The organism is Pseudomonas sp. (assembly GCF_050739775.1).
Taxonomy (GTDB): Bacteria; Pseudomonadota; Gammaproteobacteria; order Pseudomonadales; family Pseudomonadaceae; genus Aquipseudomonas.
In genome coordinates, this window is sequence record NZ_JBOICA010000017.1 from 33,279 (window position 1) to 53,884 (window position 20,606).

Sequence of the window (20,606 nt, forward strand, 5' to 3'; positions counted from 1 at the left end):
ACCTCAGTACTGGTAGCGCAGTAGGGCGTGTGGCAATGAATACAGGCTGAAGAAGGTCAGCAAGGCAACGCATGCCGGCAAAACCAACCACCAGACTTTCAACGGCAGGGCAGTGATCGGCTCGCGGCGCTGAATCAGCGTCAGGCTGGTGGCGCAGATGCAGCAAGCGAGCATGGCTCCCGCGAGGATATCGGTTGGCCAGTGTGCGCCCAGGTACACCCTTGATAGCGCAATCGCCAGCGCCGGCAAGCAACCCAGCAAGATCCAGGTAAGACGCATGCGCGCTGGCTGGCCACGGCCAGCCAGGACCGCCAGCACCAGGAAAAAGGCGAACGCTGCCGAACTGTGACCGCTGGGCATGCTGTAGGTAGTCAAAGGATCGCTCAGGACTTCCGGGCGGGCGCGGGCGAACAGCCATTTCAGGCTGCCGTTGGCCAGGGCCGTGCCGATCAGGGTGGTACCGGCAAAGATCGCCGGACGCCATTGACGTGCCAGCAGCAACAGACCGGTCAGCAAGCCGCCGAGGAAGAACTGGGTGCGAAAATCACCCATGCGCGTAATCAGTACCACGCTGGCATCGATGACGTTGCTGCGGTGTTCCTGGATCAGGGTCATCAAACCCTGGTCGAATTCATGCAAATACGGCCAGCCGATAAATAGCGCGGTCACGGCCAGCAGGCTGAGGCCGGCGATCACTCGGGTACCGCGGCGCAGGCTGCGCAGACTGCAGTTGATGCTGATGCCGACCAGCAACGCCAGGCTTGCGGTAATCACGCCCGCATCGAGCCAGAACCCTTCGGGCAGCGGCAAGCGCATGGCCGCGCCAGTTGCCCAGCCGGGCAGCAGGTAAGCAACCGACCAACCGGCACCGGCCAGCAGGCTGACGGCGATAAAGCGTGGCAGGGGCATGTCGAACATGCCGGCGACCATCGGCAGCATTGGGCGCAATGGACCGATAAAGCGACCGACCAGCAGGCTGGCGATGCCGTAGCGCTGGAAGTAGGTCTCGGCGCCACCGATCCATTCTGGATGATGGCGCAACAGCGGCAGGCGACGGATGTTCTGATGAAACTTGCGTCCCAGCGTGTAGGAGATGGCGTCACCCAGCAGGCCACCGAAGAACCCCAGCATCAGGGTTTCGCCCAGCGACAGGGCACCGCTGCCGGCCAGCACGGCCACGCCGAACAGCACTACGGTGCCCGGCACGATGATCCCGGCGATGGCCAGGCACTCCACGCAGGCCACCAGAAAAATCGCCAAGCCAAGCCATTGCGGGTTGGCACCAAGCCAACCGGTAAGGCTGTCGAGCCATTGGCCCATCGTGTCAGTTTCCTTGTGTCAGTAGAAAGTAGTCCCGGCCTTCGACTTGGCCCCGGCGCAGCGGGTTCCGTGTGCAAAGGCGGGCAAAGTCGGCGTCGACGAAACGGTAGGGCAGATGTTCGTCGCGGCCAGTGGGGATGCCCAGGCGGGTGGTCTGGATAATGTGTTTCACATTGATACCGCAGTCTTCGACAAACAGTTGCACGGGGTCGAAGCGCTTGCCATCCCAATGTGGCACTTTCAAGCCCAGGGCCTTGCACAGCAGGGTCTGGCCGGCGCACAGGCGTTCGACGGGGCGGGGTTGGCCGCTGGCGTCGAGGTTGTTCAGTTGCATCTGCGCCAGGCTGTTGGCGTCGGAGATGGCATCGACGAAGGGATAAGCCGACTTGATCAGCACGGCATTGCCCGGGCCGTGGGCGCTGAAGTTCAGCGAGTCGCCACCGCGCGCGTAGTACATGTAGATGTGTCCGCCATCGAGAAACAGCGCCTTGCGCTTTTCGGTGTAGCCGAGCGAAGCGTGGCTGCCCTTGTCGCTCAGGTAATAGGCCTCGGTCTCGATAATTCGCGCCGACAGCCAGTAAGGGCCGTGGCGGTGGCGGATGACCTTGCCCAGCAGGGCCCTGGCCAGTTCCACGGCGTCTCGATCAAAGAAACTGTCGGGTAGGGCCTGAAGCGGGCAGGGGGCTGAGTCGGGCATGCTGGCGGTTTCGCGGTGGTCAGGCCGGCGATGATAGCAATTTCTGTCTTAATCGATGCTGAACAGGTGAGCCGGGGCCGCACCGCGGCGCCGATTTCGGACTGTTTTCGACCATCCGCCTGTCACCGCTGGGCGTGGGGCGGCGTGCCAGTTATAATCAGCCGATTTCCCCTTCGCCAAGACACTGAGCCCATGACTGAGTCCGTTCTTGACTATATGACCCGCCTGGGTCGCGCTGCCCGTGAGGCCGCCCGCGTCATCGCCCGCGCCAGCACCGCACAGAAGAACCGTGCACTGCAGGCCGCGGCCAATGCCCTGGACGCAGCCCGCGCCGAGCTGACTGCCGCCAACGAGCTGGACCTGGCCGCTGGCCGCGCCAATGGCCTGGAGCCAGCTATGCTTGAGCGCCTGGCGCTGACCCCTGCGCGTATCGACGGTATGATCGTCGGCCTGCGCCAGGTGGCCAGCCTGCCGGACCCGGTCGGGGCGATCCGCGACATGAGCTACCGGCCTTCGGGTATTCAGGTCGGCAAGATGCGCGTGCCGCTGGGCGTGATCGGGATCATTTACGAGTCGCGGCCCAACGTGACCATCGATGCTGCCAGCCTGTGCCTGAAGTCGGGCAACGCCACCATCCTGCGTGGGGGTTCCGAGGCCATTCACTCCAACCGCGCCATTGCCGCCTGCATCCAGCGCGGCCTGGCTGAAGCCGGGCTGCCTTCGGCCGTGGTCCAGGTAGTGGAAACCACCGATCGCGCGGCTGTGGGCGCGCTAATCAGCATGCCGGAGTATGTCGATGTGATCGTGCCGCGTGGCGGCAAGGGCCTGATCGAGCGCATCAGTCGTGATGCACGGGTACCCGTAATCAAGCACCTGGACGGTATCTGCCACGTCTATGTGGCCGAACATGCCGAGCTGGAAAAGGCTCGACGCATTGCCTTCAACGCCAAAACCTACCGTTATGGTATTTGTGGGGCGATGGAAACCCTGCTGGTGGACCAGTCGGTTGCATCAGACTTCCTCCCGGAAATGGCCCGGCAATTTCGGGAAAAGGGCGTCGAACTACGCGGTTGTGAACGCACCCGCCAGATTATCGATGCAGTGCCGGCCACTGAAGAAGACTGGAACACCGAATACCTGGCGGCGATCCTGTCGATCCGCGTGGTCGACGGTCTGGATCAGGCCATCGAACACATCAATCATTATGGCTCGCACCACACCGATGCCATCGTCACCGAACATCAGGGCCAGGCCCGGCGGTTCACTGCCGAGGTCGATTCGTCCTCGGTGATGATCAACACCCCGACCTGCTTTGCCGACGGTTTCGAGTATGGCTTGGGCGCGGAGATCGGTATTTCCACCGACAAACTGCACGCCCGCGGCCCGGTTGGCCTGGAAGGCCTGACCTGTGAAAAATACGTGGTGATCGGCGACGGTCAACTGCGCGGGCAGGAGTCGCTCTGACTTGGCCGAGCGCAAACCGCTCGCTGCAGTCATGACGATGTCGCCCGCCCGGCGCATCGGCGTGCTCGGCGGGACATTCGACCCGGTCCACATCGGTCACTTGCGCAGCGCGCTTGAGGTGGCCGAGGTGCTGGCGCTGGACGAACTGCGGCTGATGCCCAATGCCCGCCCGCCGCACCGGGACACACCGCAAGTATCGGCCCAGGACCGTCTGGCAATGGTCCGCTGTGCGGTCGAAGGCGTGCCGAGATTGTCGGTGGATGCGCGAGAACTGGCGCGCGACACGCCGTCGTATACCATCGAAACACTTGAACTGATGCGCGCCGAACTGGCCGCTTCGGACCAGCTGTTTCTGCTGCTGGGCTGGGACGCGTTCTGCGGCCTGCCCAGTTGGCACCGTTGGGAAGAATTGCTGCAACACTGTCACATCCTGGTGCTGCAACGCCCGGATGCCGACGTCGAGCCACCGGATGCCCTGCGCAACCTGTTGGCCGCACGCACAGTCAGTGATCCGCAGGCTCTGGTTGGGTCGGCGGGACATATTGCATTCGTCTGGCAGACGCCGCTTGCGGTGTCGGCCACGCAGATCCGACAGCTGCTGGCCAGCGGCAAGTCGGTGCGGTTTCTGGTGCCGGACGCAGTACTGGCCTATATCGATGCGCACAACCTGTACCGTGCGCCGAACTGAGTGCGCTGACAGCGCCTCATACCTACGAGTTGAATGAGTTTTATATGAGCAAGCAAGAAATGATTAAAGGTGAAGATTTGGTCAAGGTAGCTGTTGCTGCCCTGGAAGATGTCAAGGCCCAGGACATCCTGGTCATCGACGTTCGCGACAAGCAGAGCATCACCGACTTCATGATCATCGCCACCGGTACCTCCAACCGCCAGATCGGCGCGATGCTGGACAAAGTACGCGAAATGGTCAAAGCCCAGGGCGTGCGCCCGCTGGGTGAAGAAGGCAAGGGCGACAGCGATTGGGTCCTGCTGGACCTGGACGACGTCATTGTGCACATGATGACTGCCGCTGCCCGTCAGTTCTACGACCTGGAACGTCTGTGGAAAGGTGCTGAGCAAAGCCGTGCGGCCGATGGCAAACACCACAGCCCGGAAAACACCCACGAGTTCTTCACCAAGCTCAATAAAGACCAGGAATAAGGAAGCCTCGTGCGTCTGCGTCTGATCGCGGTCGGCTCGCGCATGCCCAAGTGGGTCGAGGACGGCTGGCATGAGTATGCCAAGCGCCTGCCCTCGGAGCTGTCGCTGGAGCTGGTGGAAATACCGCTCAATACCCGGGGCAAGAATGCTGATGTCGCCCGCCTGATTCGTCAGGAGGGTGAGGCCATGCTGGCCAAGGTCCAGCCAGGGGAACGGATTGTCACCCTGGAGGTCCATGGCAAGCCCTGGAGCACCGAGCAACTGGCGGTCGAGCTGGACCGCTGGCGGCTGGACTCGCGTACCGTGAATTTCATGGTCGGCGGCCCGGAAGGGCTGGCGCCGGAAGTCTGCGCACGTGCCGAACAGCGCTGGTCGCTGTCGCCGCTGACCCTGCCGCACCCATTGGTAAGGATACTGATCGGCGAACAGCTGTACCGCGCCTGGACTGTGTTGTCCGGGCACCCTTACCACAAATGAACCTGTAAGCCTTTCAATGACGCAGCCGATTCGCCTCAAGGATCACGAGAAAGACGCCCGTCTGGTGCGCAGTCGCGTCGTGGTCGGTGCCGTGGCGATCGTCCTGCTGATCTGCGTGCTGATCGCGCGCCTGTATTACCTGCAGGTGATCCAGTACAACTATCACTCGACCCTGTCGGAAAACAACCGGGTGCATGTGCAGCCGATTCCACCGACCCGCGGGCTGATCTTTGACCGCAACGGGGTGATCATCGCCGACAACCGGCCCAGCTTCAGCCTGAGTATGACCCGGGAACGTTCCGGCAATTGGCAGCAGGTGCTCGAAGTAATCGTCGAAGTGCTAGAGCTGACCCCGGACGACCGTACCCTCTTCGAGAAGCGCATGCGCCAGGGGCGTCGGCCGTTCGAACCGGTGCCGATCCTGTTCGAGCTGACTGAGGAACAGATTGCCCGGATTGCCGTGAATCAGTTCCGCTTGCCCGGTGTCGAGGTGGTTGCCCAATTGGTCCGGCATTACCCGCAGGGGGCGCATTTCGCTCATTCGGTCGGTTATGTCGGGCGGATCAACGAGAAAGAGCTGAAGTCCCTTGATCCGGTCAACTACAGCGGAACCCATCATATTGGCAAGACCGGTATCGAGCGCTTCTATGAACCTGAGCTGCATGGCCAGGTCGGTTATGAAGAGGTCGAGACCAACGCCCGTGGCCGAGTATTGCGGGTGCTCAAACGCACCGACCCGATCCCTGGCAAGGACATTGTCCTGGGTCTCGACATCAAGTTGCAGGAAGCTGCCGAGGCCGCGCTGGCCGGGCGTCGCGGCGCCATTGTCGCGCTCGACCCGAACACTGGGGAAGTGCTGGCGATGGTCAGTCAGCCAAGCTTCGATCCGAACCTGTTCGTCACCGGCATCGGCTTCAAAGCCTATGCCGAACTGCGTGATTCCATCGACCGCCCGCTGTTCAACCGCGTGCTGCGCGGGCTGTACCCGCCAGGTTCGACGATCAAGCCGGCGGTGGCCATCGCCGGTCTGGACAGTGGTGTGGTGACGGCGTCGAGCCGGGTGTTCGACCCCGGTTACTACCAACTGCCCAATTACGATCACAAATACCGTAACTGGAACCGCAGCGGTGACGGCTGGGTCGACCTCGACACGGCGATCATGCGTTCCAACGACACTTACTTCTACGACCTGGCGCACAAGATGGGCATCGATCGCCTGTCCCGCTACATGAACCGCTTCGGTATCGGTCAGAAGGTCGCGCTGGACATGTTTGAGGAGTCGCCGGGTTTGATGCCTTCGCGCGAGTGGAAGCGCGCCACCCGCCGCCAGGCCTGGTTCCCGGGCGAAACCCTGATCCTCGGTATCGGCCAGGGCTACATGCAGACCACGCCATTGCAGCTGGCCCAGGCCACCGCGCTGATCGCCAGCAAGGGTAAGTGGAACCGACCGCACCTGGCCAAGACCATCGAAGGCCTGCCGCCGGTGGATGACAACCCTATGGACGACATCGTCCTGCGTGACAAGTCCGACTGGAACAAGGTCACCCATGGCATGGAACAGGTGATGCACGGCGCCCGAGGCACCGCGCGCAAGGCTTCGGTCGGTGCGCAGTACCGGATTGCCGGCAAGAGTGGTACCGCTCAGGTGGTGGCCATCAAGCAGGGTGAGAAGTACGACCGCAACAAGCTGCAGGAGCGTCACCGCGACCACGCGCTGTTCGTCGGCTTCGCCCCGGCAGACAACCCGAAGATCGTGGTGTCGGTGATGGTTGAGAACGGTGAGTCCGGTTCCGGTGTTGCCGCGCCTGTGGTGCGGCAGGTCATGGACGCCTGGTTGCTCGGCCCTGACGGCCATCTGAAGCCTGAATTCGCCAACCCGTCCATTGCCCAGGAACCGGCCCCGTGATGAGTAATTTCGATCGCATGCTCTCCAGCGAGGATGTGATGCGCCGCCGCGCCAGCTTCCTGCAACGTATCCATATCGACGGTCCCTTGCTGATCCTGCTGCTGACCCTGGCGGCCGGCAGCCTGTTCGTCCTCTATTCGGCCAGTGGCAAGAACTGGGACCTGCTGCTCAAACAGGCCAGTTCCTTCGGCATCGGCTTGGTCTCGATGTTCGTCATCGCCCAGTTGGAGCCGCGGTTCATGGCGCGCTGGGTGCCCTTGGCCTACATCTGCGGGGTGATCCTGTTGGTGGTGGTGGATGTCATGGGCCACAACGCCATGGGTGCCACACGCTGGATCAACATTCCCGGGGTTATCCGCTTCCAGCCCTCGGAATTCATGAAGATCATCATGCCGGCCACCATTGCCTGGTACCTGGCCAAGCGTTCACTACCGCCGCACCTAAAGCATGTAATGATCAGCCTGATCATGATTGGCGTGCCGTTCATCCTCATCGTGCGCCAGCCTGACTTGGGGACAGCTTTGCTAATTCTCGCCTCGGGCGCCTTCGTGCTGTTCATGGGTGGACTGCGCTGGCGCTGGATCTTCAGTGTGCTCGCTGCAGCGGTGCCAGTGGCCGTAGCCATGTGGTTCTTCGTCATGCACGACTACCAGAAACAACGTGTCCTGACCTTCCTCGACCCGGAAAGCGACCCGTTGGGCACCGGCTGGAACATCATCCAGTCCAAGGCGGCCATCGGTTCCGGTGGTGTGTTTGGCAAGGGCTGGTTGCTGGGTACCCAGTCGCACCTGGACTTCCTTCCGGAAAGCCACACCGACTTCATTATCGCCGTGTTGGGTGAGGAGTTCGGCCTGGTTGGCATCTGCGCGCTGCTGCTGATCTACCTGTTGCTGATTGGCCGCGGCCTGGTGATTACCGCCCAGGCCCAGACCCTCTACGGCAAGCTGCTGGCCGGCAGCCTGACCATGACCTTCTTCGTTTATGTGTTCGTCAATATCGGGATGGTCAGCGGCTTGTTGCCCGTGGTGGGCGTGCCGCTGCCCTTCATTAGTTATGGTGGAACTTCGTTGGTGACGCTGCTGTCAGCGTTTGGAGTTTTAATGTCGATCCATACGCATCGCAAATGGATTGCGCAGGTTTGAATAAGGTGAAGAATTACATGCAAGCAATGCGTGGCTGGGCAGCTCGTTGTGTGCCCTGGGTTGGCCTGCTCGGCCTGCTCGGTGGTGGCCAGCAAGCGACCGCCGGGGACTACGATGGCTCGCCTCAGGTAGCCGAATTCATCGGTGAGATGACCCGCGATTATGGCTTTGCCGACGAGCAGTTGATCGATGTGTTTCGCGATGTCAAACGCAAGCAGTCGATCCTCGATGCCATTTCCCGTCCGGCTGAGCGGGTAAAGCCCTGGAAGGACTACCGTCCGATGTTCCTCACTGACGCCCGGGTAGCCCGTGGCGTGGATTTCTGGCGCCAGCACGAGGCGATCCTGGCCCGCGCGGAGCAGGAGTATGGTGTCCCCGCCCAGGTGATTGTGTCGATTATCGGCGTTGAAACCTTTTTCGGCCGCAACACCGGCAACTATCGGGTGATCGATGCTCTCTCGACCCTGGGCTTCGACTACCCGCCACGCGCCGAGTTCTTCCGTAAAGAACTGCGCGAGTACCTGCTGCTGGCTCGTGAAGAGCAGGTCGACCCGCTGACCCTCAAGGGTTCCTACGCCGGCGCCATGGGCCTGCCGCAATTCATGCCCAGCAGCTTTCGCGCCTATGCGGTGGACTTCGACGGTGACGGTCACATCAATATCTGGAACAACCCGGACGATGCCATCGGTAGTGTTGCCAGCTACTTCAAACGTCATGGCTGGGTTGCCGGTGAACCCGTGGTCAGCCGCGCCACGGTCAGTGGCGCGCGCGTCGATGAGGGGCTGAGCCTTGGTATTGAGGCGGTCAAGACGGCCGGGGAGTTGCGGGCACTGGGCTGGTCAAGTCATGATGCGCTGCGCGACGATCTGCCGGTCACCGCATTCCGGCTTGAAGGCGACAACGGCCCCGAATACTGGCTGGGCCTGAAAAACTTCTACGCGATCACTCGCTACAACCGCAGCGTGATGTACGCGATGGCGGTACATCAGCTATCGGACCTGCTGGTTCAAGCACGGGGCGCCAAGTAATGCGCGTATTGTTTTCTGATACCTCTCTCAAACTGATCGGCTGTGCGGCCTTGGGCCTGTTGCTGGTCAGCTGTTCTTCGAGCAAACCGACGCCGCAAAGCACCAATGTGGTGCGGGCCAAGCCAGGCCTGGACATCAACCGTGCGCACAAGGACGGCGCGCCGTGGTGGGACGTCGATGTCGCGAAGATCCCCGACGCCACGCCGACCGTGCATACCGGTAACTACAAGGCCAACCCCTACACGGTGCTGGGCAAGACCTACTTCCCGATCCAGGAGTCGCGCAACTACCGCGCCGAAGGTACGGCGTCGTGGTACGGCACCAAGTTCCACGGGCAGAACACCGCCAACGGTGAGGTCTATGACCTCTACGGCATGAGCGCGGCGCACAAGACCCTGCCGCTGCCGGCCTACGTCAAGGTCACCAACCTGGACAACCATCGCAGCGTGATCCTGCGGGTCAACGATCGCGGCCCGTTCTATTCGGACCGTATCATCGACCTGTCCTATGCTGCGGCGAAGAAACTCGGTTACGCCGAGACCGGCACGGCGCGGGTGCGCGTCGAGGGTATCGACCCGAAACAATGGTGGGCCCAGCGTGGCCAGCCGGCGCCGATGGTGCTGGATCAGCCGCAGGTTGCCCAGCCCCAGGCGTTGTCTGTCAGCACCGGCGCCGTCGAGCAATGGACACCACCCCCGCAACAGCATGCCGCGGCGGTAGTGCCGGTGCAGATTGCCAACAACAGTGGTCAGGCCAGTAATGGTCTTTACTTGCAAGTCGGCGCCTTCGCCAACCCGGATGCAGCCGAACTGTTGCGCTCCAAGCTGAGCGGCATGGTCAGCGCGCCGGTCTTCATCAGTTCGGTCGTGCGCAATCAGCAAACCCTGCACCGGGTACGCCTGGGGCCGATCAATAGCCAAGGCGAAGCCCAGCAGATGCAGGACAGTGTGCGTCTGGCCAATCTCGGTCCGGCGAAAGTCGTCACGGCAGACTGATCGGGGGGACTGGTCGGTTTGTCATGCAAGCGGGCAGAACAGCCATGTACAATGGCGGTTTTGCTCGCAACACGGTTTGCCCAAAAGGGCATGAGCCCATTAGCCATTTCGAGAGACGGATGAACATCACCACCTTTGCCAAACGCCTTTGCCTGCTTGTACCGCTGATGATCACCCCTGCCGCCTTTGCGGCAGAGCAGATGATGCCGTCGCCGCCGCAACTGGCAGCCAAGTCCTACGTGCTCATGGAAGCTTCCAGCGGTAATATCCTGGTCGAGAACAATGGTGACGAGCGTTTGCCGCCGGCCAGCCTGACCAAGCTGATGACCGCCTACATTGCGACCCTGGACATCCGTCGCGGGCAGATCGGCGAGAACGATCCGGTGACCGTCAGCGAAAACGCCTGGCGCACCGGTGGTTCGCGGATGTTCATCAAGGTCGGCACCCAGGTCAGCGTCAGCGACCTGCTGCACGGCATCATCATCCAGTCGGGTAACGACGCCAGTGTCGCCCTGGCCGAGCACATCGCCGGCAGCGAAGACGCCTTCGCCGACATGATGAACAAGACTGCCGCCGACCTGGGCATGACCAACAGCCACTTCATGAACCCGACCGGCCTGCCGAACCCCGAGCACTACTCGTCGGCTCACGACATGGCCGTGCTGGCGCGGGCAATCATCCACGAAGATCCTGCTCACTATGCGATCTACTCGCAGAAAGAGTTCTTCTGGAACAACATCAAGCAGCCTAACCGCAACCTGCTGCTGTGGCGCGACAAGACCGTCGACGGTCTGAAAACCGGTCACACCGACGAAGCGGGCTACTGCATGGTGTCTTCGGCTGTGCGTGATGGCATGCGTCTGATCGCTGTGGTCTTCGGTACCAACAGTGAGCAAGCCCGTGCTGCCGAAACCCAGAAACTGCTGACTTACGGCTTCCGTTTCTTCGAAACCCAGACCTTCTACCAGAAGGGCACCGAACTTGCCCAGGCTCAAGTCTGGAAGGGTGCTACCAACCAGGTTAAGGCCGGTCTGGCCCAAGACCTGAGCATGACTTTGCCTAAAGGCCAATTGAAGAAACTGGCTGCAAGCATGACCATGAACCCTCAACTGACCGCGCCAATCGCCAAAGGTGACGTGATCGGTAAAGTGGAAGTCAAACTGGATGACAACGTTGTACACAGCGCCGATCTGATCGCGCTGGACGCTGTTGAGGAGGCTGGTTTCTTCGGCCGGGTGTGGGATAGCATTCGGCTATTCTTCTACGGGCTGTTCAACTGATATCGTGACCTGCCACGCCTCCGCCAATTCACGCGGGGGCGTTGTTGTTGCCACGGCTTACGAGGCCGTTACTGCCATGACCGAAGCTGACAAATCGCACAAAATCGAGTTCCCTTGCGCCGATTATCCAATCAAGGTGATCGGTGACACCGTGGTCAATTTCAAGGATACGGTCATCGAGATCCTGAAGAAGTACGCCACGGTCGACATGAGCACCCTGGCCGAGCGCCAGAGCAAGGAAGGCAAGTACACCACGGTGCAACTGCACATCATTGCTACCGGTGAAGACCAGCTGCACGATATCAACAGCGCCCTGCGTGCGACCGGAATCGTGAAAATGGTGCTCTGATGCCGGCCAGCCTCGGCTTTCGCGATCTGGGATTGTTGCCTTACGAGCCGGTGCTCGAGGCCATGCGGCGGTTCACCGACCAGCGTGGCCCTGAAACCTGCGACGAAGTCTGGTTGGTGGAGCACCCTGCGGTGTTCACCCAGGGCCAGGCGGGCAAGGCCGAACACCTGCTGGTGCCCGGCGATATCCCGGTGGTGCAGACCGATCGGGGCGGCCAGGTGACCTATCACGGTCCTGGCCAGCTGGTGGCTTACCTGTTGCTGGATGTACGCCGGCTCGGGTTTGGCGTGCGTGATCTGGTGTCCCGGATCGAACGCTGCCTGATCGAGTTGCTGGCCAGTTATGACGTCGAGGCGGCGGCCAAGGCCGATGCTCCAGGCGTCTATGTCGATGGGGCGAAAATCGCCTCCCTCGGCCTGCGGATTCGCAATGGCTGTTCGTTCCATGGCCTTGCCTTGAACGTGGACATGGACCTTGCGCCATTCCGCCGGATTAACCCCTGCGGGTATGCGGGGCTGGCCATGACCCAGCTGCGCGACCAGGCAGGCTCGATCGAACTCTCTGAGGTAAGGGCAAGGCTGCGCGGGCAGCTGGTCAAGCACCTCGACTATGCTGAGCAGACGACCCTTACGGGCGGAATCTTCTGAATATGACTACTGTTGTGCAAGAACCAGTGCAAAGCGTGACACCGGCGCCACGGCCCAAGGTCGAGGCGGGTGTCAAACTGCGTGGCGCGGAGAAAGTCGCGCGTATCCCGGTAAAGATCATCCCGACCGACGAGTTGCCGAAGAAACCTGACTGGATCCGCGTGCGTATCCCGGTTTCGCCGGAAGTCGACCGTATCAAGCAATTGCTGCGCAAGCACAAGCTGCACAGCGTCTGTGAAGAGGCTTCTTGCCCGAACCTGGGTGAGTGCTTCTCCGGCGGTACCGCGACCTTCATGATCATGGGGGACATCTGCACCCGTCGTTGCCCGTTCTGCGACGTTGGCCACGGTCGTCCGAAGCCTCTGGATGTGGACGAGCCGAAGAACCTGGCCGTCGCTATTGCCGACCTGCGCCTGAAGTACGTGGTCATCACCTCGGTGGACCGCGACGACCTGCGCGATGGCGGTGCCCAGCACTTTGCCGACTGCATCCGTGAAATCCGCGCGCTGTCGCCGGGTGTTCAGCTGGAAACCCTGGTGCCGGACTACCGTGGCCGGATGGACGTGGCCTTGGCGATCACCGCCGAGACCCCGCCGGATGTCTTCAACCACAACCTGGAAACCGTCCCGCGCTTGTACAAGGCCGCACGTCCGGGCTCCGACTACCAGTGGTCGCTGACCCTGCTGCAGAAGTTCAAGGAGCTGGTGCCGCACGTACCGACCAAGTCCGGCCTGATGCTGGGCCTGGGCGAGACCGACGAAGAAGTGATCGAAGTGATGCAGCGCATGCGCGAGCACAACATCGACATGCTGACCCTGGGCCAGTACCTGCAGCCATCGCGCAGCCACTTGCCGGTACAGCGTTTCGTGCACCCGGATACCTTCGCCTGGTTCGCCGAAGAAGGTCACAAGATGGGCTTCAAAAACGTTGCTTCCGGTCCTTTGGTGCGCTCTTCGTACCATGCTGACCAGCAGGCACATGAGGCCAAGATCAAGCTCTGATCCCGGCTGTGTCCAATGCCGATGCCCGCTTGCCAGCGGCATCGGCATTTTTGTTTCCGGAATTTTTCCGCACGCCATTTGACCGTCAACAACGCTAGGGTTGATGCTCAAGTCCAAACAAGGAGTCGTCTGGATGAATCTTCCCTTCGATAAGCAGCCAGAGATGCAATCAAGCAGTTTAATGCTTCCAAAGGTGCTGCCTGGCAATGGCCGTATCGCAATCATTGCGCCAGCCGGGCCGGCCCCGCTCGATACGCTCAAAGCGATTCAGTGGTTCGAAGCGCGTGGCTATCAATGCCGGATCTACCCTGGGGTAACCGAAGTCCAAGGTTATCTGGCGGGTAGCGATGCGACGCGGCTGGCGGACCTGCATGCGGCGTTCGCAGCGGATGATGTGGATGCAATTATCTGCTTGCGTGGTGGATACGGCTGTATGCGCCTGCTTGAGGGGCTCGACTATGCCTTGTTGCGCAAGCATCCCAAGCCGTTTGTCGGCTACAGCGATATCACCGCGTTGCACAGCGCAATTGCCCGGCATGCCGGTTTCGTGACCTTTCATGGGGCGATGCTGAAGTCCGAGTTGCTGGCAAACAAGCAGACAGCAAGCGTTTCCTCACTCTTCGAGCTGCTCAGTGGGCGTTTGCGCTGTGGCGACACCTTGCAGCACCCGGATAGCCACCCATTGAGCACAATCGTCTCTGGCGCTGCGTCAGGGCGGCTGATGGGTGGCAATCTGGCGATGCTTTGCGCAACCTTGAGTACAGCGGCAGAACTCGATTGTCGGGATGGCATTCTGTTTATCGAGGATGTGAACGAGCCGCTGTACCGCATCGACCGGTTGTTGACCCAGTTGCGCCTGGCCGGCAAGTTCGAAGGGCTGCGCGGTGTGCTGGTCGGTGATTTTGCTGGCCTGACAGTGCAGGCACTGACACCGCTATTGCGGGAGATGTTCGAGCCGTTGCAGATTCCCGTGCTGGCCGGCTGGCGCAGTGGCCATTGTGACCCCAATCTCGCCTTGCCGTTGGGGGTGCAGGTGTACCTGGACGCTGATCGGCGGTGCCTGCAATTGCAGCAAGATCTGTTCGCAGAATAAAAAAACGCCCCTGAACAGGGGCGTTTTCATTTAGCGCTGGCGCAGATTTTCCAGCAACTTATGGGTCGGATAGCCATCGGCCGGCCAACCCAGTGCCTGTTGCGCAGTACGAATGGCTTTGCGGGTGTTGGCACCGATAATGCCGTCGGCGGCGCCAGCGTCGTAGTTCCTGGCGCTGAGCAGCGTCTGCAGCTCGACGCGCTCGCTGCGGCTCAGCGGCAGGTCGTCTTTTGGCCAAGGGCCAGCAATGTAGCCCGATCCATCAAAACGCTGACCGAGTAGGCCTACAGCCAGGGCATAAGAAGAAGAGTTGTTGTACCTCAGGATCGCGCGGAAATTGTCCAGCACCAGGAACGCCGGACCGCGATATCCCGCGGGCAGCAGCAGGGCGGCGGACAGTTGCTCGCTACCGGCTGGCAGGCGCACGCCGGCTGGCAGCTTCAGGCCCAGTTGCATCCATTCGGACACGCTCTTGCGCTGGGCGCCATCGGCCAGCCAGTAATCGAAGCCCGGTGCCAGCTGCACCTCGAAGCCCCATGGCTCACCGCGTTTCCAGCCGGAACGCTGCAGGTAATGTGCGGTGGAGGCCAGGGCGTCGGCGGAACTGTTCCAGATATCCCGGCGGCCGTCGCCGTCGAAGTCCACCGCATGGGTGTTGTAGGTGGTGGGGATGAACTGGGTCTGGCCCATGGCCCCGGCCCAGGAGCCTTTCATGGCATCGGGCTGGATGTCACCGTTTTGCAGGATCTGCAGCGCGGCGATCAGTTGCGCCTGGGCAAAGGCCGGACGGCGGCCTTCATAGGCCAGGGTTGCCAGTGAGCGGATCACCGACTTGTTGCCCTGGAACTGGCCGAAATTGCTTTCCATGCCCCACACCGAGACCAGCACATTGCGATCGACGCCGTAGCGCTGTTCGATCTGGCTCAAGAGGGCCGCGTGTTTTTCCAGCAGGCCTTTGCCATTGCGCACGCGCAGGGGCGACAGGGCGCCGTCGAGGTACTCCCAGACCGGCCGGGCGAATTCCGGCTGGCTACGGTCGGCCTTGATCACGTCCATGTCCGGCGTGACGCCGAAGAAGGCACGGTCAAACGTGCTGGCGTTGATGCCTGCTTGCATGGCTTGCTGACGGAAGCCCGCTTGCCATTGGGCAAAGGTTTGCAACGGTTGAATTTCAGTGCTGGTGTCGACAGCGGGGTTCGGCACGCTCACGACCGGGGCGGGCTGGGCAGGCGCCAGCGGCAGCGCATCGGCGGCGGTGGGTTTTTCCGCGCAGGCGACAAGCAGGATGAGGCTGGAGGCAGCAATCAGCTGGCGAGGTTGCCAGCGACGGGAAAGACAAAAGGGCATGCACAGGTCCAGGTATTTCAGGTCAGGGGATGACCATACCATGCCTGTCGAATTCTTGCTTTTATGCAGCCCAAAAGTAAGAAGCCTCCCAATCTCTCGATTGGAAGGCTTCGCGGCGGTAGCTGCCTTTGCCTTTGCCTGCTTGTTCCTGGCGGCTGCGGAACAGGGGTTGGGCGATGATTGATTTGGCCTTGTTGGGACCCGGCTTTGCAGGCTTTTTGCTCATGACAGGGGATCCTGTGGGTTGGGTGTGGGGCGCAATATAGGGGGGAAACTATCACGGGACAAGTCGGGTCGTCTCACCGCGATGGTTTCATTCGGCCGGCAAAGCCAGGCGCTGCCCCGCCATCAGCAACGACAAGCGCGCCAGGCTGGTCCAGGGCGAACCCTGGGCCTGTCCCTTGATCTGCGCATCGATGCGCTGGGCATCTTGCAACAGTTGGCTCCAGCGCTGTGCCGAATGGCGTTGCAGGGCCTTGCTCATCAGCGGTTTGCGTTTATCCCAGACCGGTGGCCGAGCCTGGCTGAAGGCCTTGTCCAGCGGCACGCCCTGGCTGTACTGCTGAGCAAGGCCGGCCAACAGGCGTAATTCCCGGGCCAGGGCCCAGAGAATCACCGGTGGCTCGACCCCTTCGCCGCGCAGGCCTTCGAGCATGCGCAGGGCATGGGCCGCCTCGCCATTGAGAATCGCATCGACCAGGCCGAAAACATCGAAACGAGCACTGTCGGCCACCGCTGCTTGCACGGTCTCGACGGTGATCTGATTGCCTTCGGCCAGCAGTTTGAGCTTCTCGATTTCCTGGGCAGCGGCCAGCAGGTTGCCTTCGACCCGGGCGGCAATCAGGTCTACCGCATCGCGCTGGGCGGATAGTCCGGCCTGGGACAGGCGCTGGTTGATCCACTGCGGCAGTTGCTGGGTGTCGACCGGCCAGATCTGCACGAACTGAACCTGCTGACCCTCGATCAGTGCTTTGCCCCACTTGGTCTTCTGCGCACTGCCGTCGAGCTTGGGCAGGCTGATCAGCAGCAAGGTGTCTTCGGCGGGGCGCGAGCAGTATTCGATCAGCGCCGCAGCGCCCTTGTCACCAGGCTTGCCGGAAGGCAGGCGCAGTTCCAGCAGGCGGCGCTGGGCGAACAATGACAGGCTGGCACCGGCCTGGAGCAGGGTGCCCCAGTCGAAGTTGGCATCGGCACTGAACACCTGGCGCTCGTCGAAACCTTGCTGGCGCGCGGCAGCACGCACCGCGTCGGCGGCTTCCTGGCATAGCAGCGGATCATCGCCGCTGATCACGTAGACCGGCGCGAGGCTGCCTTGCAGGTGCTTGTGGAGCTGGGCAGGGGCGAGTTTCATGATCGCAGGCGGGGCACTGAAGTGCCCCGTTCAGGCTCAGTTGATCGGCAATTGCAGGGGCGACTGCTGGGGCGTCTCGTCCTGGGCGCGGCGGGCCGCTTCCAGGGCGTCGGCTTGGGCCTTGGCGCGCTCGTCGGCTTGTTGTTGCAGGCCGTCGAGCTGGCTTGGGGTCAGCAGTTGCAGGCGCACAAGCATGTTCTGCACCAGATCGCGGCGCATTTCTGCGCGGGTCTGCGTGGCTTCCTGTTGGGAGCCGGTGATGTTGTTGCCGTCGTGCACGTAGATCTTGCGCACTTCGAGCTTGTCGTTGAGCAGGTTGGTATCGTTGTGGCCTTCAATGCTGTAGCTCAGCACGGTGGTCAGCTCATACTCGGCCGAGCGTCCCGAGCCGCCAGCATAAGTGGCTGCACGCTGGGTTTCCGCCTCGTTGGTCAACACCAGCTTGTAAGGCGCACCCGCGTGGACGTTGACACCGCTGCTCTGCAAGGCCTGGCGCAGTTGGGTGACGGTTTCGCCGTAGGCGTTGCGCGCGCTCAGGTCCAGTTCCTTGATCGCCAGTTCGTTGGTGCCGGTACCGCGCAGCTGGAAACCGCAGGCGCTGAGCATCACGGCCAGGCCCATTACCAGCAGATTGCGTTTGATCATCTTGTTGCTCCCTTGTGGGCCGATTCTGTGTACCGGCCCGCTATTCATGCGGGCCGGTCTTCCTGTCAGTTGGCGACGATGTTGACCAGCTTGCCCGGTACCACGATGACCTTGCGGATGCTCAGGCCTTCGGTGAAACGCAGCACGTTTTCGTTGCTGCGGGCAGCGGCTTCGACGTCCTCGCGGCTAGCCGCGGCCGGCATTTCGATCTGTCCGCGCAGTTTGCCGTTGACCTGGATGACCAGGACGATGCTGTCTTGAACCAGGGCGCTTTCGTCCAGCACCGGCCAGCCAGCATCGATCACCGCACCCTGGTGACCGAGGCGGTGCCACAATTCATGGCTGATGTGCGGGGTGATCGGGGCCAGCAGCAAAGCGACGGTTTCCAGGCCTTCGTGCAGCAGGGCGCGGTCCTGTTCGCTGGCTTGCGGGGCCTTTTCCAGCACGTTCATCAGGGTCATCACCTGGGCGATGGCGGTGTTGAACTTGTGGTACTGGCCGACATCGGTGCTGGCCTGTTTGATGGCCGCGTGAATGGCACGGCGAATCACCTTCTGCGCATCGTCCAGGGCGGCAACGTCCAGCTTGCCCGGCAGGCCCTGGGTTACATGGGTATGGGCCAGGCGCCAGACGCGACGCAGGAAGCGGTTGGCACCTTCGACGCCGGAGTCGGACCATTCCAGGCTCATGTCTGGCGGCGAGGCGAACATCATGAACAGGCGGCAGGTGTCAGCACCGTAGGCATCAATCATTGCCTGCGGGTCAACGCCGTTGTTCTTGGATTTGGACATCTTCTCGGTGCCGCCGATCTCGACCGGCAAGCCGTCGGTTTTCAGGCGTGCGCCGATGATCTTGGCCTTGGCGTCGCGCTCGACCTCGACGTCGGCCGGGTTGAACCAGTCCTTGCCGCCGTTGCTGGCTACGCGGTAGTAGGTATCGGCAACGACCATGCCCTGGGTCAGCAGGTTCTTGAATGGCTCGTTGGAGGTGACCAGGCCTTCGTCACGCATCAGCTTGTGGAAGAAGCGTGCATAGAGCAGGTGCAGGATGGCGTGTTCGATGCCACCGATGTACTGGTCTACCGGCAGCCAGTGGTTGGCCGCTTTCGGGTCGACCAGGCCGCCCTCGTAGTTCGGCGAGGCGTAACGGGCGAAATACCAGGACGACTCGACGAAGGTGTCCATGGTGTCGGTTTCGCGCTTGGCCGCAGTGCCGCATTTCGGGCAGGTGCACGCGTAGAATTCAGGCATGCGTGCCAGTGGCGAACCGGCGCCATCCGGTACCACGTCTTCAGGCAACTTAACGGGCAACTGGTCTTCCGGTACCGGCACATCGCCACAGGATGGGCAGTGGATGATCGGGATCGGGCAGCCCCAGTAGCGCTGGCGGCTGATGCCCCAGTCACGCAGGCGGAACTGGGTACGCGATTTGCCCAGCTCTTTCTTGATCAGGGCCACTTCGATGGCGTCGAAGGCGCCTGGGAAGTCCAGACCGTCGAATTCGCCGGAGTTGATCAACTGACCGTTCTCACCGCAGGCGGCATCCCATTCTGCGGCGACTTCGTCGCCCAGGCTGGTGCGTATTACGGCCTTGAAGGGCAGGTTGTATTTTTTGGCGAACTCGAAATCGCGCTCGTCGTGGGCCGGAACGGCCATTACCGCGCCATCACCGTAGTGCATCAGCACATAGTTGGCGACCCATACTGGCAGCTTTTCACCGGTCAGCGGGTGCTCGACGAACAGCGAGGTGGCCAGGCCCTTTTTCTCCTGGGTGGCGACATCGGCTTCGGCGACGCTGCCGCTCTTGCATTCATCGATGAACGCTTGCAGTTCGGGGTTGCCCTGGGCGGCCTGGGTGGCCAGCGGGTGCTCGGCGGCAACGGCCACGTAGGTGGCGCCCATCAGGGTATCAGGGCGGGTGGTGAAGACCTTCAGCGCCCCGGCGTGGCCGATGCTGGCCTGATCAAAGGGGAACTGCACTTCCATGCCGCGGGACTTGCCGATCCAGTTGCGTTGCATGGTCTTGACCTGTTCAGGCCAGCCCGGCAGCTCGTCGAGGCTTTCCAGCAGCTCGTCGGCATAGTCGGTGATCTTGAAGTAGTACATCGGGATTTCGCGCTTCTCGATCAGCGCGCCCGAACGCCAGCCGCGGCCGTCGATGACCTGCTCGTTGGCCAGTACGGTCTGGTCGGCCGGGTCCCAGTTCACGGTGCCATTTTTGCGGTAGATCACGCCTTTCTCGAACAGGCGAGTGAACAGCCATTGTTCCCAGCGGTAGTAATCCGGTTTGCAGGTGGTCACTTCGCGCGACCAGTCGAAGGCCAGGCCCAGGCTCTTGAGCTGGGTCTTCATGTAGTCGATGTTTTCGTAGGTCCACTTGGCCGGGGCGACGTTGTTTTTCATCGCGGCGTTTTCCGCCGGCATGCCGAAGGCGTCCCAACCCATTGGCTGCAGGACGTTCTTGCCGAGCATGCGCTGGTAACGGGCGATTACGTCACCGATGGTGTAGTTGCGCACGTGGCCCATATGTAGCTTGCCGCTTGGGTACGGGAACATCGATAGGCAATAGAACGCGTCCTTGCCTGGCTGTTCACTGACTTCAAAAGACTTTCGCTCGTCCCAGTAAGACTGGGCGGCGGCTTCGATTTCGCGGGGCTGATAGAGTTCGTGCATGGCTACTTTGCGCTGAGAAATGGGAGACCTTATC

At 61.7% G+C, this 20,606-nt stretch carries 20 protein-coding genes; 13 read left to right on the forward strand and 7 right to left on the reverse strand.

Annotated features, from left to right (window positions below):
- Positions 1 to 3 precede the first annotated feature (3 nt).
- The gene (locus tag ACRESH_RS10970) at positions 4 to 1,320 is read right to left on the reverse strand and encodes a bifunctional DedA family/phosphatase PAP2 family protein (protein ID WP_431742013.1); all 1,317 of its coding nucleotides are present in this window, start codon (positions 1,318 to 1,320) and stop codon (positions 4 to 6) included.
- Between the two features lie 4 nt (positions 1,321 to 1,324).
- Positions 1,325 to 2,017: a DNA-3-methyladenine glycosylase gene (locus tag ACRESH_RS10975; RefSeq protein ID WP_431742014.1), complete on the reverse strand. Its 693-nt coding sequence runs from the start codon at positions 2,015 to 2,017 to the stop codon at positions 1,325 to 1,327.
- A 192-nt stretch (positions 2,018 to 2,209) separates the two neighbouring features.
- Between ACRESH_RS10975 and ACRESH_RS10980 the strand changes: the two genes are divergently transcribed.
- From ACRESH_RS10980 to ACRESH_RS11040, 13 genes are all read left to right on the forward strand, one after another.
- Positions 2,210 to 3,481: a glutamate-5-semialdehyde dehydrogenase gene (locus ACRESH_RS10980; RefSeq protein WP_431742015.1), complete on the forward strand. Its 1,272-nt coding sequence runs from the start codon at positions 2,210 to 2,212 to the stop codon at positions 3,479 to 3,481.
- Between the two features lie 31 nt (positions 3,482 to 3,512).
- Positions 3,513 to 4,169, forward strand: a complete 657-nt coding sequence (nadD, locus tag ACRESH_RS10985) for a nicotinate-nucleotide adenylyltransferase (RefSeq protein WP_431742016.1) — start codon at positions 3,513 to 3,515, stop codon at positions 4,167 to 4,169.
- Between the two features lie 44 nt (positions 4,170 to 4,213).
- Positions 4,214 to 4,639: a ribosome silencing factor gene (rsfS, locus tag ACRESH_RS10990; protein ID WP_431742017.1), complete on the forward strand. Its 426-nt coding sequence runs from the start codon at positions 4,214 to 4,216 to the stop codon at positions 4,637 to 4,639.
- A 9-nt stretch (positions 4,640 to 4,648) separates the two neighbouring features.
- Entirely contained in the window at positions 4,649 to 5,116 is a 468-nt protein-coding gene (gene rlmH / locus ACRESH_RS10995; RefSeq protein WP_010222895.1) for a 23S rRNA (pseudouridine(1915)-N(3))-methyltransferase RlmH, read from the forward strand.
- Positions 5,117 to 5,132: 16 nt separating this feature from the next.
- The gene (gene mrdA, locus ACRESH_RS11000; RefSeq protein ID WP_431742018.1) at positions 5,133 to 7,022 is read left to right on the forward strand and encodes a penicillin-binding protein 2; all 1,890 of its coding nucleotides are present in this window, start codon (positions 5,133 to 5,135) and stop codon (positions 7,020 to 7,022) included.
- 38 nt (positions 7,023 to 7,060) lie between these two features.
- Positions 7,061 to 8,164 (forward strand): rod shape-determining protein RodA, encoded by a 1,104-nt coding sequence (gene rodA, locus ACRESH_RS11005; protein ID WP_431742069.1) that lies wholly within the window; start codon positions 7,061 to 7,063, stop codon positions 8,162 to 8,164.
- Between the two features lie 17 nt (positions 8,165 to 8,181).
- Positions 8,182 to 9,192, forward strand: a complete 1,011-nt coding sequence (mltB, locus tag ACRESH_RS11010) for a lytic murein transglycosylase B (protein WP_431742019.1) — start codon at positions 8,182 to 8,184, stop codon at positions 9,190 to 9,192.
- Entirely contained in the window at positions 9,192 to 10,187 is a 996-nt protein-coding gene (locus ACRESH_RS11015) for a septal ring lytic transglycosylase RlpA family protein (protein ID WP_431742020.1), read from the forward strand. The genes mltB and ACRESH_RS11015 overlap by 1 nt, the downstream gene beginning before the upstream one ends.
- 119 nt (positions 10,188 to 10,306) lie before the next feature.
- Positions 10,307 to 11,467: a D-alanyl-D-alanine carboxypeptidase family protein gene (locus ACRESH_RS11020; RefSeq protein ID WP_431742021.1), complete on the forward strand. Its 1,161-nt coding sequence runs from the start codon at positions 10,307 to 10,309 to the stop codon at positions 11,465 to 11,467.
- Positions 11,468 to 11,543: 76 nt separating this feature from the next.
- On the forward strand, positions 11,544 to 11,816 hold the full coding sequence (locus ACRESH_RS11025; RefSeq protein ID WP_045199865.1) for a DUF493 domain-containing protein: 273 nt from the start codon (positions 11,544 to 11,546) through the stop codon (positions 11,814 to 11,816).
- Positions 11,816 to 12,463 carry a lipoyl(octanoyl) transferase LipB gene (lipB, locus tag ACRESH_RS11030; protein WP_400171371.1) on the forward strand — a complete coding sequence of 216 codons (648 nt, stop codon included), beginning with the start codon at positions 11,816 to 11,818 and terminating at the stop codon, positions 12,461 to 12,463. Before ACRESH_RS11025 ends, lipB begins: the two co-directional genes overlap by 1 nt.
- Before the next feature lie 2 nt (positions 12,464 to 12,465).
- Positions 12,466 to 13,464, forward strand: coding sequence for a lipoyl synthase (lipA, locus tag ACRESH_RS11035; RefSeq protein WP_431742022.1), 999 nt, complete (start codon positions 12,466 to 12,468; stop codon positions 13,462 to 13,464).
- A gap of 181 nt (positions 13,465 to 13,645) precedes the next feature.
- On the forward strand, positions 13,646 to 14,557 hold the full coding sequence (locus ACRESH_RS11040) for a S66 peptidase family protein (protein ID WP_431742023.1): 912 nt from the start codon (positions 13,646 to 13,648) through the stop codon (positions 14,555 to 14,557).
- 30 nt (positions 14,558 to 14,587) lie between these two features.
- Here ACRESH_RS11040 and ACRESH_RS11045 read toward each other — a convergent pair whose 3' ends face one another.
- From ACRESH_RS11045 to leuS, 5 genes are all read right to left on the reverse strand, one after another.
- Entirely contained in the window at positions 14,588 to 15,904 is a 1,317-nt protein-coding gene (locus ACRESH_RS11045) for a lytic murein transglycosylase (RefSeq protein ID WP_431742024.1), read from the reverse strand.
- Positions 15,905 to 15,965: 61 nt separating this feature from the next.
- Positions 15,966 to 16,130, reverse strand: coding sequence for an alternative ribosome rescue factor ArfA (gene arfA / locus ACRESH_RS11050; protein WP_431742025.1), 165 nt, complete (start codon positions 16,128 to 16,130; stop codon positions 15,966 to 15,968).
- A gap of 87 nt (positions 16,131 to 16,217) precedes the next feature.
- Positions 16,218 to 17,255: a DNA polymerase III subunit delta gene (holA, locus tag ACRESH_RS11055; protein WP_431742026.1), complete on the reverse strand. Its 1,038-nt coding sequence runs from the start codon at positions 17,253 to 17,255 to the stop codon at positions 16,218 to 16,220.
- A gap of 36 nt (positions 17,256 to 17,291) precedes the next feature.
- Complete coding sequence (gene lptE, locus ACRESH_RS11060; protein ID WP_431742027.1) at positions 17,292 to 17,900, reverse strand: LPS assembly lipoprotein LptE; 609 nt, start codon at positions 17,898 to 17,900, stop codon at positions 17,292 to 17,294.
- Positions 17,901 to 17,965: 65 nt separating this feature from the next.
- A complete protein-coding gene (gene leuS / locus ACRESH_RS11065) occupies positions 17,966 to 20,572 on the reverse strand; it encodes a leucine--tRNA ligase (protein WP_431742028.1) in 2,607 nt (868 codons plus the stop codon).
- Positions 20,573 to 20,606 lie beyond the last annotated feature (34 nt).